Here is a 15,550-nt window from a genome sequence, read left to right on the forward strand (position 1 = left end):
GCTAGGCACTGAGTCTGACGGAAGCCTGACGGAGGGGCAACGACGGGTGTGTTCAGACCCCAGGGAATTGCAACACGAGTTCGCGTCGCCCTGGGTCACTTGCCAACTGGCCTCCATGCGCGGCCATGATCCGGTCGACGATAGCCAGCCCAAGGCCCGCACCATCCTTGCTCGCATGGTCGGCGCGCCGGTGCCGGCGCACGAGATCGCGCAGGCGCTCCCGATCGAGACCCGGGCCTTCGTCCCTGACGCCCATCGCTGCTCCGGGACCAACGAAGACCTGGACCGTGCCGCCAATTGGCGTCACGCGGACAGCGTTTTCGATGAGGTTGCGCAGCGCCGCCGCAATCGCTTCCGTGCGTGCCCGGATGACAGGCACCTCGCCATCGACGTCAAGCGCGATCATCTTGCCCTCGGCAAGGATCGTCGGTGCGACCTGGCTGACGACATCGCGCGCCAACTCGACAAGTCCAATCGGTTCCGGCGCCACCTGCGCGGAGGCCGCGGCGTCGATCTGGGCCAGAAGCATCAACTGATCGATCAGGCGCCGCATTGCCGCGACATCGCCTTTCAGCCGCTGGGCATGAGGATGATCGATCTGGTCGAGTTCAAGCGACAGCAGCGCCAGAGGCGTGCGCAATTCATGCGCGACATCGGCTGCGAAAGCTTCCTGCCGCTTCGCCGCCTCGTCGAGACGTTCCAGAAGATCGTTCACCGCCCCGGTAAAGGGCAGCGCCTCTTGGGGCATTTGCGAGGTATCGATGCGGAACCCGCGTTCATGCCCCTTGACGGCTTCAATGCTCGCGGCCGCGTCCTCCAGCGGAACAAAGGCCTGCCTGATGACCCGAAGGCCGAGGACGGTGACCGGCACCATGAGCACCACCACCGGCAGCGCCACATGTTCCAGCGACTCCAGGATGGCGCGTCGCAGGGCGGCGCTCGCCTCGAGATGGCTGAAGGTCAGCCGATAGAAAAAGACCACCGCCGCGAGCAGTAGAAGCGTGCCGACCAGCCCGACCTTACCCAGGCCGCGAATGAGCCTGCGCGATACCGAATTCCTGCGCATCATGCGGCGGTGTCCTTGAGAATATAGCCGACACCCCGGATCGTCTGGAGCACGCCGCGCATCCGGGCATCCTCGAGCTTCCGCCGCAAGCGCGAGATCGCGGCTTCCACCGCATTGGGGGTCACCTGCTCATGGAAATTGTAGAGCGCATTCTCGATCACCTCCCGGCGGACCACGGCCCCGGCACGGCGCATCAGCAGTTCCAGCAGATCGGCCTCCCTGCGCGACAGATCGATTTCGTGATCGCCGACATGCGCCGTTCTGCGCGCCGTGTCGAAACGAAGCGGGCCGACCTCGACCACCGTCTGTGCCCTCAGACCCGGTCGCCGCAGCAAAGCGCGAAGCCGGGCAGCCAGTTCCTCCACCTCGACCGGCTTGACGACATAATCGTCCGCCCCGGCATCAAGCCCCAGGACCCGGTCCTCCAGTGCGCCCCGCGCGGTCTGGACAATCGCGGGTGGCATATTGCGAGAGCGACGGGCCGCGGCGAGCCATGCGACCCCGTCACCATCGGGCAAGCCCAGATCGAGGATGATCGCGTCATAGATGGCGCTCGCCATGGCATCGTCCGCAGCCGACAGACGAAGGGCAATATCGCAGGAAAAACCGCGGCGATGAAGGCCATCGACCATGAGTCGGGCCAAGCGCTCATTATCCTCAATAACGAGAATGCGCATCTATGCGATATTCCCTCTCCGACCGAAACAAGCCGAGCATTGTTCAGGCGACAGTACCGAACAGGCGCCCGATACCTGCCGTCACGGCCAGCGCCAAAGCTCCCCAGAAGCCGACGCGAAGGACAGAGCGTGTCAGCGGCGCGCCGCCGGCCCGCGCACCAAGCGCGCCGAGGATTGCGAGACAAAGAAGCGTGGCCGCGATTATCAGCGGGATCAATCCATGGCGAGACGAGACCGAAACGAGTGCGAGGGGCAGAAGAGCGCCTGCGCTGAACGTGATGGCTGACGTGAAAGCCGCTTGAAGCGGTCGGGCCGCCACGATCTCAGACATGCCAAGTTCGTCACGCGCATGGGCGTCAAGCGCGTCATGGGCCATCAATTGATCCGCGACTTGCAGGGCCAGACTATCGCTCAGCCCGCGCCGGACATAGATGTCTGCCAATTCCCGGCGCTCCAACTGGGGGTGTTCGGCCAGTTCCTTCCGCTCCTTCGCCAGATCGGCCTTTTCTGTCTCGGATTGCGAACTGACCGAGACATATTCCCCAGCCGCCATCGACATGGCCCCCGCCACCAGGGCCGCTCCGCCGGCGACAAGGATGCCATGCCTGTCGGCGCCTGACGCCGCGACCCCAACGAGGAGGCTTGCGGTGGATACGATACCATCGTTAGCGCCGAGCACTGCTGCTCGCAGCCAGCCGATCCGGGAAACGGCATGGCGCTCAGGGTGGGATCGCAATCTGGTCATATTCTCTTCTCGTATGCTGGGAGGGACTATCCATCAAAATTACCTGACCGGAGCCTGACGGACGTTCGCGAGGATCGCGACCCATGTTCGGCGCATTAGCCGACCGGGGCCTGCGTGGTTTGAAGCGGGTGATCGCCGATGATCACAAGGGCTTGCACGCCGCTGCCGTCAAGGTGTCCCGTTTTTTGGCACGCAACACGCTGTTGCCCACCAGCGGAGACCTGTGGTGATCAAAAACATTTCGAATGCGATGGCGCACCAGCGGTAGGAGCAGGTGACTGACGACCTGCGCGAGAAGTTCCATAGGTAGCTCGACACGATGGAAGGAGCACGCAAGGATGTACTCGCGTATGGGGCCTTCTCCAAGAACGACTAGGCGCAGATCGTGTCCACCAATCCGTCGAAAGGCACGAACAGGGAAATCAAGCGACGGGCCGACTTGCTCAGCATCATTGCTCTAAGGGCCTCTGCGGCGGCCATGCAGCGAAGCCACTTCTCCGGCAGAGAAATCATCTAAAGGCGGCACAGTCGAGATTATGGTATCCCCACCCTGACCACGCATTGGACCGGAGCCTTGACCTTGGCGGCGGCCTTCTGACAGGCGGCGAATGCGTCGCGGTTCTCGCGGGCCATATCGGCGGCGTTGACGATGGCCTGCCACGCTTCGGGATTGTCGGCACGCATGAGCCGGATACCGGCATCCCATGCGGTGGCGTCACCCAGCGCCCGACGCGCCGTGCCCTCCGGCCAATGCCAGCTTCGCGGGCCGATGCTCGCCGCCCAGCCCGGATAGACCAGCCACAGGAGCGATACCGCCAGCGCCGTGCTGATGCCGCTATAGAGCATATGGAGGCGCTGCTGCTGCTTGGTGCGGATAGCGCCGATCACGCGCATCTGGTCGGCATAGGCTTGGCGATGGAGTTCCTGCGCCTGCCCGATGGTCTCCCTGTCCCCCTCACGGGCAGCCTTCGCCGCTGCTGTGATACGCTCGGCCATGCTCTCCGGCGTCAATTGCATGGCGGGCGCGTCGGCAAACCTCTTCATCTGTGGCGCAAGCGCCGCGAGGTGCCCGCCGATCTTGGCAAGGGTCGGGCTATAGTCGGGTATCTCGATGCTCTGCTTCTCGATGGCGATATGTTCGAGCGCGCGGGTCATCATCGCCATGCGCCCGTCCAGTCGCTCCTCCATCCCGGCCACACGCTGCGACAAGGCCGCGAACGCCTCGGCGGCGGTATCGGGCCGGGTGTCGGGTTCGGGGTCATTGAGCAGCGATTGTTCTTCGTCGTCCATGTCGTCGTCTCCTTGGGGATTAGCGGCTCATGCCGCGGCCATGATCGAAGGGGATGGAGGATGCGAGGTCGTGGGAGATGCTCCGGCCCATCTGCTGGCCGATCTCCAGTCCGAGTTCGCGGCTGCGCAGTCCCAGCACCGATTCAAGCTGGGCGTCGCGCTCAAGGCTCTTCGCCATGTCGGCCATGTGCTGGGCGGTACTCTTCGCGCCCCGGAAATCGCCGTCGCGTACAAGCTCCTGATGTTGACGCTGCAATTGCTGCCAGCCCTCCACAAACCGATCTGCGCGGCTGTAGGGATCGATGCGGATTTCCGTCTCAAGCTGCATGGCGCGCATGGCGGCCTGGCCGCGCCCCTCGGCGGCCTCGCGGACAAGCTCCGGACTGCTCCTGAACGCGCTGTCGAGGTCGGATGCCCCTTCGGGCCGCACCGCGTTCAGCGCGTCCCTTGCTTGGGTAAGCGCCTCCCGCTGATGCGGCATGGCGTCCAAGCCCTGCGCGCGGGTCTGCCAGATCGCGTCCACCGCCTTGGCGTAACGCTCCACCGCCCCGCGCATGCCGCCCGCGCGGAGTGGCTGCGGGTCATGGTCACGCTGCTGCTGGCGGGCAGGATCATTTTCCGACGTGGTTACGAACCGGCCAAGGTCGAGGCCATCGAACATGCTGCGCCGGGGTTCGGGCGAGGCCGATGGCGCGCGATCTTGCCCCGGCAGCGAGAGGCGCAAGCCATCGAAGATCCCGCGCGCCTTCTCGACCACGGGGCGCATGATCTCCGCGACGCGCTCGCCGAAGGTGATCCCGCGCCGCTCGGCAAATTCCTTGGCCGGATCGGCCTTCGCATAGTCGGTCGCCATGTCCTTGCCGCGCTCGCGCGAAAGCGTGTGGACAAGCCGCGACTGATCGCGAAAATCATCCTTGCCATAGTGAAGCTGCACGTCGTCCCGATGGCGCGACAGGGCGACGTAGGCCCCATGCCGATCCATCCCCGGCGTCGCCAGCACATGCGCCCTGTCCACGGTCATGCCCTGCGCCTTGTGGATCGTGGCCGCATAGCCATGATCGAGGTCGCGATAGTCCTTCACGTCGAACGCGATGGAACGCCCGTCATCGGTGCGGACGGACATGTGGCCGTCGCTTACCTTCTCGATCGTGCCCAGCGTGCCGTTCTTCACCTCAAGGCTGCGCTCGTTGCGCAGGAACATGATGCGGTCGCCTGACGCGAATAGCCGGTCGCCGCGCTCGGTCTTCACCCGAACATCATCGCCCAGCTCGCCCGTCGCCCGCATCGCCTCGCGGGCCGCCTCGTTGAGGTCGCGCACCTCGGCATTGGTATGGGTGAGGATGATGCGGCTGGCGTCGGGGCTGGCCTGCCGATCGCGGTCCCAGCGTTCGACAAGATCGGCGCGCGCCTGTTCGCGCGTCTCGGCGGCATGGACCATGCCCTTGTCGGCATAGGCGGCAATGGCCTCGCCGGTCCTGCCGGTGGCGAGATGGCGCGTGACGTCCTGCTGCCAGTCTTCGTGCTGGCGGCGAACCTGTGTGATCTCGACGCCGCCATGCCGCTCATGCAGCGCACGGAATGCCGCGCCCGCCTCGATCGACTGCAATTGCTGCGGATCGCCCACCAGCACGACCTTCGCGCCAGCCTCGGCGGCATGGGACAGAACGCGCTCCATCTGGCGCGTGCCGACCATGCCCGCCTCATCGATCACCAGCACGTCGCGGAACGTGAGCATGTCGCGCCCGTTGGCCCAGCCATGTTCCATACTGGCGATGGTGCGCGACGCAATGCCGGAGCCGTTTTCCAGACCCTCGGCGGCAATGCCCGCCAACGCCGCGCCGCGCACGTTCAGGCCGGAAGACTCCCACGCCTCGCGCGCCACGCCCAGCATCGCGCTTTTGCCGGTCCCGGCATAGCCCACGACGATGCTCAAGCCCTGCCGGTCGGTCACATGGTCGAACGCCGCGCGCTGCTCGCCCGACAGGCCCAATCCGCGCGCCGCCGCTGCGCGAAGCGCCTCTTCCCGGTCGTCCTCCGAAACACGATGCCGCTCGCGCTCGGCGATCATCTCGGCCGCGCGCTGCAACCGTTGCTCGGCCTCGATCATGTCGCGGCTGGTAAAGCGATCATCGCCGCGCCCGTCCTTACCCAGCGCGATCAGGTCGGGCGAGCCGCGCACCGCGCTCATCGCCCGGTCATATTGGTCCTTCCCGTCGCTATGCCGATGCACGAACATGGCAAGGTCGCGCGTGGTGAACGTCGCCTGCTGGTGCGTGATCGCATCGAGCGCGATGCCGGGATCGGCGATGATGCGTTCGCCATTCTCCCGCGCGATCTCGCGGTGCATCTCGGCGCGGTCGGCTTCTAGCCCCCGCGCGTCCATGCGCTGCGCGGGACCACCGATCTTGCTTTGCGGCTCAAGGTCGATGCCCTGATCGGCAAGACTGCGATGATCGATGCGCGCGTCTATGTCGAGTTCGGCAAGGCGATGATTGACGTGATCGGCCCAGCGCTCGCGCCATTGCTCGACATTGCCATGCTCGTTCCATTGGCGGACCTTTGCCCCGAACCCGTCCGGCCCAACCTCGCGCAAGGTGAGCATGACATGGGCATGGGGTTTCTCCATGCCGCTGGCGTCTATGTCGCGATGCACGTTGAGGTCCGCGATCATGCCGCGATCCACGAACTCGGCCTGCACAAAATCCCGCGCCAGTTCGATGCCCTCGGCCTTGCTCATCTCGCGCGGGATGGCGAACTCGACTTCGCGGGCTAGCTGCGCATCCTTGCGCTTCTCGGTCGCTTCGACCTCGTTCCAGAGGGTTTCGCGGTCGGATAGGCGTTCGGGCGCACCCTCCGGCAGCATGATTTCGCTATGCTCGACGCCCGCGCGGGCGCGGAAATCATGGTCCCGGTCAAGGCGCTCGTCGTGCAGGCGTTCGCCCGCACGATAGGCGGCGGCGGCGACGCTGCTGCGCCCGCTGGCGCGGCCGATGACCTGAACGGAGAAATGGTATATCGCCATAGCGACATCCATTTACTACTGCGAAGCGCACGTCGGAACGACGTATAAGCGCGCCCTCCTCGAATAAAATCCGAGCAGGGACTAGGCGGTGTCATCACGTCCCGGCGACTCTACAGCATTACGAAAAGCAATACTCTAGAATCACTCCATCCGCAAAGAATGGAGACTGCAATGCGTAAACCGCGCGACTTTGATACGGAGCTAAAGGCGCTGGCCGACAAGGCGAAGGCGCTTAAGGAACGCCGCGTGCGCCAGCTTGGCGAACTCGTCGCGGCAACCGGCGCCGATGCGCTTGACGCCGATCTGCTGGCGGGTGTGTTGCTCGGTGCCGTCGCCAACAACGATGCAACCGTAAAGGAGGGCTGGCGCAAGGCAGGCACGGCCTTCTTTCGCAGCAAGCAACGCAAGTCTGCGCCGCGATCTGACCAACAGCCGGAAGGCGCTCTACCGCTCGAAGGCGGCGCGGCATCGCGTTGAGGCACGTAAGGCGCGAACCGACACGCGGGAATGGGTGATGAAACGGCGAGAGCGAACGCGGCATCTGATCGAATTGGGCGGCCTGATCGTCAAGGCCGGGCTGGTCGATCTGACCGACGACGACCGCGCCACGCTCTACGGCGCGTTCCTCGCCATCGCGGGGAAGCTGCAAGGCGAGGAAGGAGCGAACACTCTTGCGCTATGGCAGCGTAAAGGCAAGCGCGCATTCGAGGCGGAAGCGGAGACGGAAATCAATGCCGAACCTAGCAGGCGATCACGTCCAGATAGCCACCGTTCTCCGCCGCGATCGACTGCATGATTTCGTCTCGCGTGACGATCGGTATGCCGCGAACGCGGGCGGTCGCCATCAGAAAGCAATCGCCGGGGTCTCTATGCCCGGTGTCGGTCACGATGTTGGCGGCTTCGCACGAAATCCGCTGCTGGATCGGAATGATCCGCGCTGACGTGACGCGCACCGCCTCACGGAACCAGCGGTCGGGCGGGTCGTCGCCCAAATGCGGACGGCCTGCTACGCGGTTCTTCCTGGTCGCGACCGCAAGTTCCCATGCTGTGATCGGTGACACAAACAGCGTTCCGGCTTCCTGGTTCTCGCCGATCGCGACCAGGGCTTGCTCAAGCAAATCTTCCTCGCCGCTCACGAGCCAATAGAGCGCGTGCGTGTCGAGCAGGATTCCCGGCAAGGGGTCAGTGCTTTGCGTGGGCGGGTTCGAGCTTGCGCGTTTTCGCGCCCTTCATGGCCTGCGAGGCAATGGGCTTGGTAAGATCGACGCCCTTCTTGAGCGTCAAATGCCCTTTGAGCGCGCCGACGCCGCGCACGACAACAGACCGCCCGGACTTGGAATCGCGGACGATCTTTTCGGTCGGTGCTGCGTGTGCCTTGGTCATGGAGCCAATATAGCGAGCAAACGGCAACCTTCCAAGGCCATCATGTGCCATGCCCTATGACGGCCGTTTGCCGGAACGGACAAGATTGTGCTCTGTGCGACTGTATTGGCGCATTTACGACTGATTTCGCGCTTTTGCTACTAAGTTGGCGATGGGCGGCACTGTAGTGCCCCCCCTCTTGCGCGGCGGAATGAACTGATACAGCATGGTTTCGTGGCAATGGCGGGCCACCTGAAAGGAAGGCTCCGCCGTGTCGTGCGAATCGGAATCACGCCAAGTTCATCGGGTCGTATTGATTGCCAGAAAGTCGCATGATGGCGTGGCTTATTTGTCACGATCGGCAAATAAACGTACAAGTATAGACCACCTATTACCGCCGGTCGCCGCCGTCCACCGCCATACGCCACCGTTTGCCGTAGTTCGCCGCCGTTTCCCACCGTTGCCTACACTTAGACCGCCGTGAGCTGTATCTTCGTCATATCTCGGTCGGGTGGCTCTTGCGCCGCGAATCCCGGCCACCAATTCTGTTCGTAGGGGGTTTGTGCCAACGCCATAAACGGAAATTAAGCTATGCCTAACAGTGAAAGGATTATCCGCCTCAAGACGGTTCTGCAACGCACCGGCCTTTCCCGCTCCACCCTCTATCGCAAGATCGCGGACGGGACATTTCCCCGCCAAGTGTCAATCAGCATCCACGGCGCTGGCTGGCATGAGTCCGCCGTCCAACGCTGGATCGCCAATCCCGCCGCCTATCGCGCCAACGGTGCCGAAAGGGTCGCCCATGACCGCGCCCCTACCTCCTGATCCGATCTGCGTTCGCGTTAATGACGCGGCGCGCATGATCGGCGTCGGCCGGACCAAGCTCTACGAGCTGATCGCGGCCGGTGAAGTCGAGACGGTGAAGTTCGGCAAATCCACCCGCATCACCACGGCCAGTCTGCATGACCTCATCAGGCGGCAGCGCGGAGCGGGATAGGCTCGGACGCCGTGGCGGCGGCGTCCTTCCCCTTGCGGTCCAGATACTCGGCCCAACGCGCCATCAGGTTCCGGCGCTTCTCAAAGAAATCGGTGCGGCGATAGGCCGCTTCCACCTTGTTGGGCAGCTTGTGCGCTAGCGCCTTGTCGGCGACCTCCTTAGGGAAGCGCGTCCGCTCCGACGACCAGTCGGTGAAGGCGGAACGGAAGCCGTGAACGGTCACACCCTTGATGCCGTCATCGCGGAGCAGCTTGGTCATGGTCATGTCACTGATCGGCTTTTTGCCATCGTTGCTGAACACAAGGCCGGTGTCGCTGGTGCGTTCCTTCCACCGCTTGCGAAGCAATGCGACGGCGGGCGCGGACAGTGGCACGACATGGGTTTCGCCTGCCTTCATGCGCTCGCCCGGAATGGTCCAGATAGCTTTGTCCAGGTCGAACTCGGTCCAGACGGCAAAGCGCGTCTCGTTCGACCGCACGGCGTTGTAGATCGTGAAGCGCAAGGCATCGCGGCCGGTCGTGGGCGATGCCGCCGCCAGCTTCTGCATAAGCGCGGGAACGTCCGCATAGGGCATGGCTTCCAGATGCCCGCCCTTGTCCACCTGACGCGGAAGCCCCTTGCGGACGGAGCGCAACGATACCTCATCGGCAAGCCATCCCTTGATATGGGCGAAGTCCAGCACCGCGCCGATGCGTTGCAGGATGCGCCGCGCCGTGTCGGGGATGGTGAGCCAGATGGGGGACAGCACCTCGACCACGGCGGCGCTGTCCACCTGATCCACCGGCCGCGTTCCGACCATCGGAAAGACGTGGTTCTCAAGGCTGGAAATCCAGTTGGCATGACGGCGGTTCTTCCAGCCCTCTTTCAACGCCTCGTAGCAGTCGCGCGCGGCTGTCTCGAAGCTCGGCATGACCTTGCGCGCCTTGCGCCGCTCGGCCACCGGGTCGGCTCCCTCGCGCACCTGACGGCGCAGCGCCGCCGCTGCGTCCCGCGCTTCGGCCAACGATACGTCCAGCGCCGACCCCAGCCCATAGTCGCGCCGCTTGCCATGCCGCTGCATCCTTAGCAGCCATGTCCGCGCGCCGCTCGGTTTCACCAACAGGCAAAGCCCCCGGCCATCGACATGGCGACCGGGCTTCGCGTTCTTCACCTTCAATGCTGTAAGTGCCATCGGTTCGGTTCCCTGTTTGGGCATTGCGGGCGTTCCCACATTTTCAGCGGGCAAGCGTTCCCACAATCGTTCCCACATTTTGAGCCAAATTCAGGCAAACCGGAGCGACCGACCGCGAACACCTTACAAGAGAAATCATTGATTTTACAGTGTAGTTAGAGACGTCCCGGCATTGCCTGAGACAAAAGTTCTACACTCGTAGGGGTCACCAGCACTTATTTCGATTACTTGGGCGACTTCACAGCCTTGCCGTTCCCCATGCTTGCGGAACGTGTTCCCATGAGCCTTTTGATCTGACCGGCAATTACGCGGTCGGCGGCGCCTTTCGCGACCATCAACACCCTCGGCTGTTTGGCGTAATAGCGGAACGTCTCGGATGTCTTTCCGGTGATCGCGCCGCCCTCCGTGTCGGACGGCCCAAGCTCGGTCAGTGCAGCAGCACGCATTCTTCCCGAGCCCGTGAAGAGTATGGAGCAATTGCCCCTCGTCATCGACGAAACTCAGGTCATGCATGATCCGCCGGACGCTCGCTTGGAGTCTGCCGGTGTCCGCAAGTGGCTTGCCAGCGCGATCGTAGAGAAACGTGACAGCCTTGCGCGGTAGCTTCTTAATCTCGGCCAGCCAGAGCGGGGGCCGCGAGGAGGACAGCTTCGACCCCGCTTCGCCGGTGCGCATCGCCCGCGCAAGGTGCTGAAAGGCGGATCACATCTGTGCGCGGAAAGTTATTGCCGGCGTTATCGCTCCGCCGCCTGCCACCCCGAACCGATCGACACTTCGATCAGCCATGTCGGCTTCCGCTGCATCATCCTTGCGCCGGACGACATGGATGATCGCTCGTCAATCTTATATGAAACTTGTTTTCATCTGTGAGATTGCCTAGTCAGTAGCCTGGGCAGAAAAACTGCCTCGGCGAGAGGAGACGATGGCAGGTCCGCGGCAGACCACATCCGGCATGCTCAGCATCGCGGCGCTTGCCGTGGGACTGGCATTGACCGGCCCGGCCCATGCGGCCCGCACGGGCGGCTCCGTCGTCCGCGCCGCGCCGGGCGACGACCTTGCCCGCGCGATCGAACGGGCGGAGCGCTCCGGCGCAGCGGCCGTCGAACTCGCCACCGGCACGTATTATCTGACGGCGCCCCTGGCATTACCGTCCGGGCGGCCGGGGCGCCCGCTTGTGCTTCGCGCCGCGCCAGGCGCTCGGCCGGTATTGAGCGGCGGGCGCGTTCTGACCAGTCTGGCGTGGGAACCCTGGCATGACGGAATCGTGCGCGCCCGGATCAGCGGTCCGGCCTTCGATCGGCTGAGGATCGGCGAGACCGCACTGGTGCGCGCCCGCTACCCCAACCGGCGCGCCGATGGCGGTCTGTTTGGCGGGACGGCCGCCGACAGCACCTCACCCGAGCGGGTTGCTCGCTGGCACGATCCGGCGGGCGGCGTGATCCACGGGCTGCATCCCAGCCGCTGGGGCAGCATCGATCAGGCGATACGCGGCAAGCAGACGGACGGCACGCTCGATCTTGCGCGCCCCACCGGCATGAACAGGATCGAAAAACCCGATCCGGCCCGGCGCTACGTGGAGAATATCCTCGAAGAACTGGATGATCCCGGCGAATGGTATGCGGATTTCCGCGCGGGCTGGCTCTACCTGAAGCCGGCCGCAGGGATCGATCCCGCCAAGGCAACGTTCGTCGCCTCGGCGCTCGAAACCGTGATCGTGATCGAGGGCACGGCCGCGAAGCCGGCGCACGACATCGCACTGGAGAGCCTCGCGATCCGCGACACGCGGACTACCTTCGCGAAGACCACCGAGCCCCTGCTCCGCTCCGACTGGACGTTCCATCGCGGCGGCGCGATCCTGATCGAGAACGCGCAGGGCGTGACAATCGCTGACAATGATCTCCATGATCTGGGCGGCAACGCCGTGGTCGTCAGCGGCCATGCCCGTGGCATCTCGATCCGGGGCAATCACATCCGGGACATCGGGGCTTCCGCGATCGCCTTCGTCGGCCGGCCGGAGGCGGTGCGCTCGCCCCTGTTCGAATATCATCAGAGCCAGCCGCTCGCGGCGATCGATCGCACGCCCGGCCCCAGAAGCGACGCCTATCCCGCCGACAGCGACGCGACCGACAATCTCATCCACGATATCGGCCGGATCGAGAAACAGTCCGCTGGCGTCGAAATCGCGATGGCGGCGCGGATCGCCGTCATCCACAACAGCATCTATCGGGTGCCCCGCGCGGGCATCAATATCGGCGACGGCACGTGGGGCGGCCACCGCCTGATCGACAATGATGTTTTCGCGACCGTGCTGGAGACGGGCGACCACGGCGCCTTCAACGCCTGGGGCCGGGATCGCTACTGGGATCCGAAGCGGGCCGAGATGAACGCCCGCGTCGCCGCCGAACCTGCGCTCCCCGGCCTCGACGCGATCGAGCCGATCCTGATCTTCCACAACCGCTTCCAGTGCGACCATGGCTGGGATATCGATCTCGACGACGGCGCCTCCAATTATGTGATCGAAAACAACGTGCTGCTTTCGGGCGGGCTGAAGCTGCGCGAGGGTTTCCACCGGATCGCGCGCAACAACATCATCCTCAACAGCGGCCTGCGCCCCCACGTCTGGTTCGCCGACAGCGGCGACGTGGTCGAGCATAACATCTTCATGACCGGCCACGGCCCGATCAACATGAGATTCTGGGGCGCGCGGATCGACGACAATCTGTTTCCGGACGAAACCGCGCTGAAGCGGGCGCAGGCGCTGAGCGTCGATGCCCATTCGCGTGCCGGCGATCCCGGCTTCGTCGATCCGGCCCATGGCGATTATCGGGTAAAGCCGGGATCACCCGCCCTCTCCATCGGCTTCAGCCCCTTCCCCACCGACGACTTCGGCGTCACCAGCCCCCGCCTCCGGGCACTGGCGGAGCATCCCGCGCCGCCACGCCTGATGGCGGCCACGGACGTGGCGCCCGGCCAGACGATCGAGTTACTCGGGATGACGGTGAAGACGGTGGAAACGCTCGACGAGCAATCGGCGGCCGGCCTGCCCGATCGCGATGCGCTGCTGATCACCGCGATCGCCCCCGGCTCGCCCGCCGCCGCATCCGGGCTTGTCGCCGGCGATGCCATCCTCGCCATCGCGGCCGCCAACGGCAATGATCGCCAGCCGACCGCCTCGCTCGCCGACCTGATGGCCGGATATCGCGGCCTGCGCTGGCGCGGTCAGGCGATCCTCACGATCTTTCACGACCAGGCGAAAGCCGAACGAACGGTGATGCTACCATGACCAGACTGCCTGCCCTGCTCCTCACGCTCGCCGGGCTTTCGTTGCCCACCCTCGCCATCGCCCAGACCGCCACGGACCGCCGCAGCACGGAAGCGCAGGAGCAGACCGGGATCGGGGGCGCGGCCGCCCAGGATGCCGACGCCACCACCCGCGCCCACGCCGGCTGGTGGGCCGAGGCGGGGAAGACCCGCGACCAGCGCCTCGCTTGGTGGCGCGATGCCCGCTTCGGCGCCTTCATCCACTGGGGGCCTTATTCGGTGCTCGGCGGCGAATGGCACGGGCAGCCCAACCCCGGCTATTCCGAGCATATCATGCGCGTGGCGAGGATCCCCCGCACCGTCTATCGCGATCAGGTCGCCGCGAAATTTCACCCCGACGCCTTCGACGCCAAAGGCTGGGTCCGCCTGATGAAGCAGGCGGGAATGCGCTACATCATCATCACGGCCAAGCATCATGACGGCTTCGCGCTCTGGCCATCAGAGGCCAGCAGCTACAATATCCGGGACGTATCCCATTTCCCGCGCGATCCGCTGGGCGAACTCGTCACCGCCGCCCGCGCGGAGGGGCTGAAGATCGGCTTCTATTATTCCCACGCCTTCGACTGGGAAGATCCCGACGCGCCGGGCAACGACTGGGACTATGACAATCCCGGCGGCGACCGGAAGCTGCACGGCGGCGCCGACTGGTGGAATGCCTATCCAGAATTCCTCGCCCGGACCCAGCACTATGTCGATACCAAGGCGATCCCGCAGCTGAAGGAGCTGATCGCCCGCTATCACCCCGATATCCTGTGGTTCGATACGCCGGGCAAGTTGCCCTTCTTCCAGCAGGCGGAGATCGTAGAGGCCGTGCGCCGCGCGGATCCCGATGTCGTCATCAACGGGCGCGCGGCGCGCAGCGCGGCGGCCAATCTCGGCGATTATCAGAACACCGCCGATCGCCCCGCCGAAGTGCGCCCGACCCCCGGTGACTGGGAAGCGATCCCCACCACTAACGAAAGCTATGGCTTCAACGCGCTGGACCGCAGCCACAAGAGCCCCGCCCACTTCATCCAATTGCTGGCGAAGACGGCAGCGAAGGGGGGCAACATCCTGCTCAACCTCGGTCCGAAAGGCGACGGCACGCTGGATGCGCCCGATGTGGCGATCCTCGAAGGGATCGCCACATGGATGAAGACGAATGGGGAGAGCATTCGCGGCACGACCCGCACCCCGCTCGATCGCCAGCCGTGGGGAGACAGCACGCGCAAGGGCGACCGGCTGTATCTCCACATATTCCGTTGGCCGCACGACGGGGGGCTGATCGTATCGGGGCTGCAAAGCGATGTCGCGACCGCCTATCTTCTGGGCGATCCCGCGCGGAAGGCCTTCCCGATCGAGCGGGTCAGTCGCGACGAAGTGCGCCTGCGCCTGCCGGCCGCAGCGCCGAACGCGATCGACAGCGTCATCGTGCTGGAAAGCAAGGGGGCGCTTCGCGCGGTGGCCGATCGTGTGATCGATCTCGCTTTTGGCCGGAACCAGCTTCTCGCCTTCGATGCGCAAGCGATCGGCAAGGGATTCACCTATGGCGATGGCAAGACCGGCCGTTATTATGTCGACGGCCTGGAGACGCCGGGCAACCGCCTGACATGGCCCGTTCGCCTGCGGGGCACGGCGCCCGGCAACATCACCCTGCGCTACGCAACGACGGCGCCGACAGGCGGCCGCTTCGTCCTCTCGGCCGGCGGCAAGAGCTTTTTCGCGCAGATCCGCCCGACCGCATCGCCGACCACGATGGCCAGCGCCGATTTCGGCCCGGTGCCGATCGGCCGCGCCACCGCGCCCCTTTCCCTGACGATCGAAGGGGCAGCCCCCGGCTCGGTCCACATATTCGAATTGCTCGCCGATCGATGACGCCAGCCCGCGGCACGCATACCCTTGTTCCCCCTGTCGCCCGCG

General features: G+C 64.8%; 16 protein-coding genes and 1 pseudogene. 8 read left to right on the forward strand and 9 right to left on the reverse strand.

The window, feature by feature from the left end:
* Positions 1-52: 52 nt before the first annotated feature.
* The 3 genes from DI605_RS13640 to DI605_RS13650 are packed head-to-tail and all read right to left on the reverse strand — an operon-like array spanning position 53 to position 2,488.
* Positions 53-1,069: an ATP-binding protein gene (locus DI605_RS13640; RefSeq protein ID WP_275504006.1), complete on the reverse strand. Its 1,017-nt coding sequence runs from the start codon at positions 1,067-1,069 to the stop codon at positions 53-55.
* Positions 1,066-1,743, reverse strand: a complete 678-nt coding sequence (locus DI605_RS13645) for a response regulator transcription factor (protein WP_275504007.1) — start codon at positions 1,741-1,743, stop codon at positions 1,066-1,068. The genes DI605_RS13640 and DI605_RS13645 overlap by 4 nt, the downstream gene beginning before the upstream one ends.
* 43 nt (positions 1,744-1,786) lie before the next feature.
* On the reverse strand, positions 1,787-2,488 hold the full coding sequence (locus DI605_RS13650; protein ID WP_275504008.1) for a VIT family protein: 702 nt from the start codon (positions 2,486-2,488) through the stop codon (positions 1,787-1,789).
* An 83-nt stretch (positions 2,489-2,571) separates the two neighbouring features.
* Between DI605_RS13650 and DI605_RS13655 the strand changes: the two genes are divergently transcribed.
* Positions 2,572-2,718: a hypothetical protein gene (locus DI605_RS13655; RefSeq protein ID WP_275504009.1), complete on the forward strand. Its 147-nt coding sequence runs from the start codon at positions 2,572-2,574 to the stop codon at positions 2,716-2,718.
* A gap of 304 nt (positions 2,719-3,022) precedes the next feature.
* On the opposite strand, the gene DI605_RS13660 is transcribed toward DI605_RS13655, so the two are convergent.
* Both DI605_RS13660 and traA read right to left on the reverse strand, forming a co-directional pair.
* Positions 3,023-3,778, reverse strand: a complete 756-nt coding sequence (locus DI605_RS13660) for a DUF6118 family protein (protein WP_275504010.1) — start codon at positions 3,776-3,778, stop codon at positions 3,023-3,025.
* A 19-nt stretch (positions 3,779-3,797) separates the two neighbouring features.
* The gene (gene traA, locus DI605_RS13665; protein ID WP_275504011.1) at positions 3,798-6,800 is read right to left on the reverse strand and encodes a Ti-type conjugative transfer relaxase TraA; all 3,003 of its coding nucleotides are present in this window, start codon (positions 6,798-6,800) and stop codon (positions 3,798-3,800) included.
* A 171-nt stretch (positions 6,801-6,971) separates the two neighbouring features.
* Here traA and DI605_RS13670 point away from each other — a divergent pair, with 171 nt between their 5' ends.
* Positions 6,972-7,277, forward strand: coding sequence for a conjugal transfer protein TraD (locus tag DI605_RS13670; RefSeq protein ID WP_275504012.1), 306 nt, complete (start codon positions 6,972-6,974; stop codon positions 7,275-7,277).
* 37 nt (positions 7,278-7,314) lie between these two features.
* Entirely contained in the window at positions 7,315-7,596 is a 282-nt protein-coding gene (locus tag DI605_RS13675; protein WP_275504013.1) for a conjugal transfer protein TraD, read from the forward strand.
* Here DI605_RS13675 and DI605_RS13680 read toward each other — a convergent pair.
* On the reverse strand, positions 7,541-7,978 hold the full coding sequence (locus tag DI605_RS13680) for a type II toxin-antitoxin system VapC family toxin (protein WP_275504014.1): 438 nt from the start codon (positions 7,976-7,978) through the stop codon (positions 7,541-7,543). The genes DI605_RS13675 and DI605_RS13680 overlap by 56 nt on opposite strands.
* A 4-nt stretch (positions 7,979-7,982) precedes the next feature.
* A complete protein-coding gene (locus DI605_RS13685) occupies positions 7,983-8,183 on the reverse strand; it encodes a hypothetical protein (protein ID WP_146163433.1) in 201 nt (66 codons plus the stop codon).
* A 570-nt stretch (positions 8,184-8,753) separates the two neighbouring features.
* On the opposite strand from DI605_RS13685, the gene DI605_RS13690 reads away from it, so the two are divergent.
* Together DI605_RS13690 and DI605_RS13695 are read left to right on the forward strand one after the other, a co-directional pair.
* Positions 8,754-8,987: an AlpA family transcriptional regulator gene (locus DI605_RS13690; RefSeq protein ID WP_275504017.1), complete on the forward strand. Its 234-nt coding sequence runs from the start codon at positions 8,754-8,756 to the stop codon at positions 8,985-8,987.
* Positions 8,965-9,159, forward strand: coding sequence for a helix-turn-helix domain-containing protein (locus DI605_RS13695; RefSeq protein ID WP_275504018.1), 195 nt, complete (start codon positions 8,965-8,967; stop codon positions 9,157-9,159). The genes DI605_RS13690 and DI605_RS13695 overlap by 23 nt, the downstream gene beginning before the upstream one ends.
* Here DI605_RS13695 and DI605_RS13700 read toward each other — a convergent pair.
* Together DI605_RS13700 and DI605_RS13705 are read right to left on the reverse strand one after the other, a co-directional pair.
* On the reverse strand, positions 9,134-10,330 hold the full coding sequence (locus tag DI605_RS13700; RefSeq protein ID WP_293974832.1) for a site-specific integrase: 1,197 nt from the start codon (positions 10,328-10,330) through the stop codon (positions 9,134-9,136). The two genes, DI605_RS13695 and DI605_RS13700, sit on opposite strands and share 26 nt — an antisense overlap.
* A 224-nt stretch (positions 10,331-10,554) precedes the next feature.
* A complete protein-coding gene (locus tag DI605_RS13705; RefSeq protein ID WP_293974835.1) occupies positions 10,555-10,776 on the reverse strand; it encodes a hypothetical protein in 222 nt (73 codons plus the stop codon).
* A gap of 232 nt (positions 10,777-11,008) precedes the next feature.
* Here DI605_RS13705 and DI605_RS13710 point away from each other — a divergent pair.
* The 3 genes and pseudogenes from DI605_RS13710 to DI605_RS13720 all read left to right on the forward strand — a co-directional run.
* A pseudogene (locus DI605_RS13710) lies at positions 11,009-11,200 on the forward strand (SUMF1/EgtB/PvdO family nonheme iron enzyme); the annotation flags it as partial.
* Positions 11,201-11,252: 52 nt separating this feature from the next.
* Positions 11,253-13,613: a PDZ domain-containing protein gene (locus DI605_RS13715; RefSeq protein ID WP_293974838.1), complete on the forward strand. Its 2,361-nt coding sequence runs from the start codon at positions 11,253-11,255 to the stop codon at positions 13,611-13,613.
* On the forward strand, positions 13,610-15,505 hold the full coding sequence (locus DI605_RS13720) for an alpha-L-fucosidase (protein ID WP_293974841.1): 1,896 nt from the start codon (positions 13,610-13,612) through the stop codon (positions 15,503-15,505). The genes DI605_RS13715 and DI605_RS13720 overlap by 4 nt, the downstream gene beginning before the upstream one ends.
* The last annotated feature ends 45 nt before the right edge of the window (positions 15,506-15,550 follow it).

Source organism: Sphingomonas sp. (genome assembly GCF_003248515.1).
Classification (GTDB): Bacteria; Pseudomonadota; Alphaproteobacteria; order Sphingomonadales; family Sphingomonadaceae; genus Sphingomonas_I.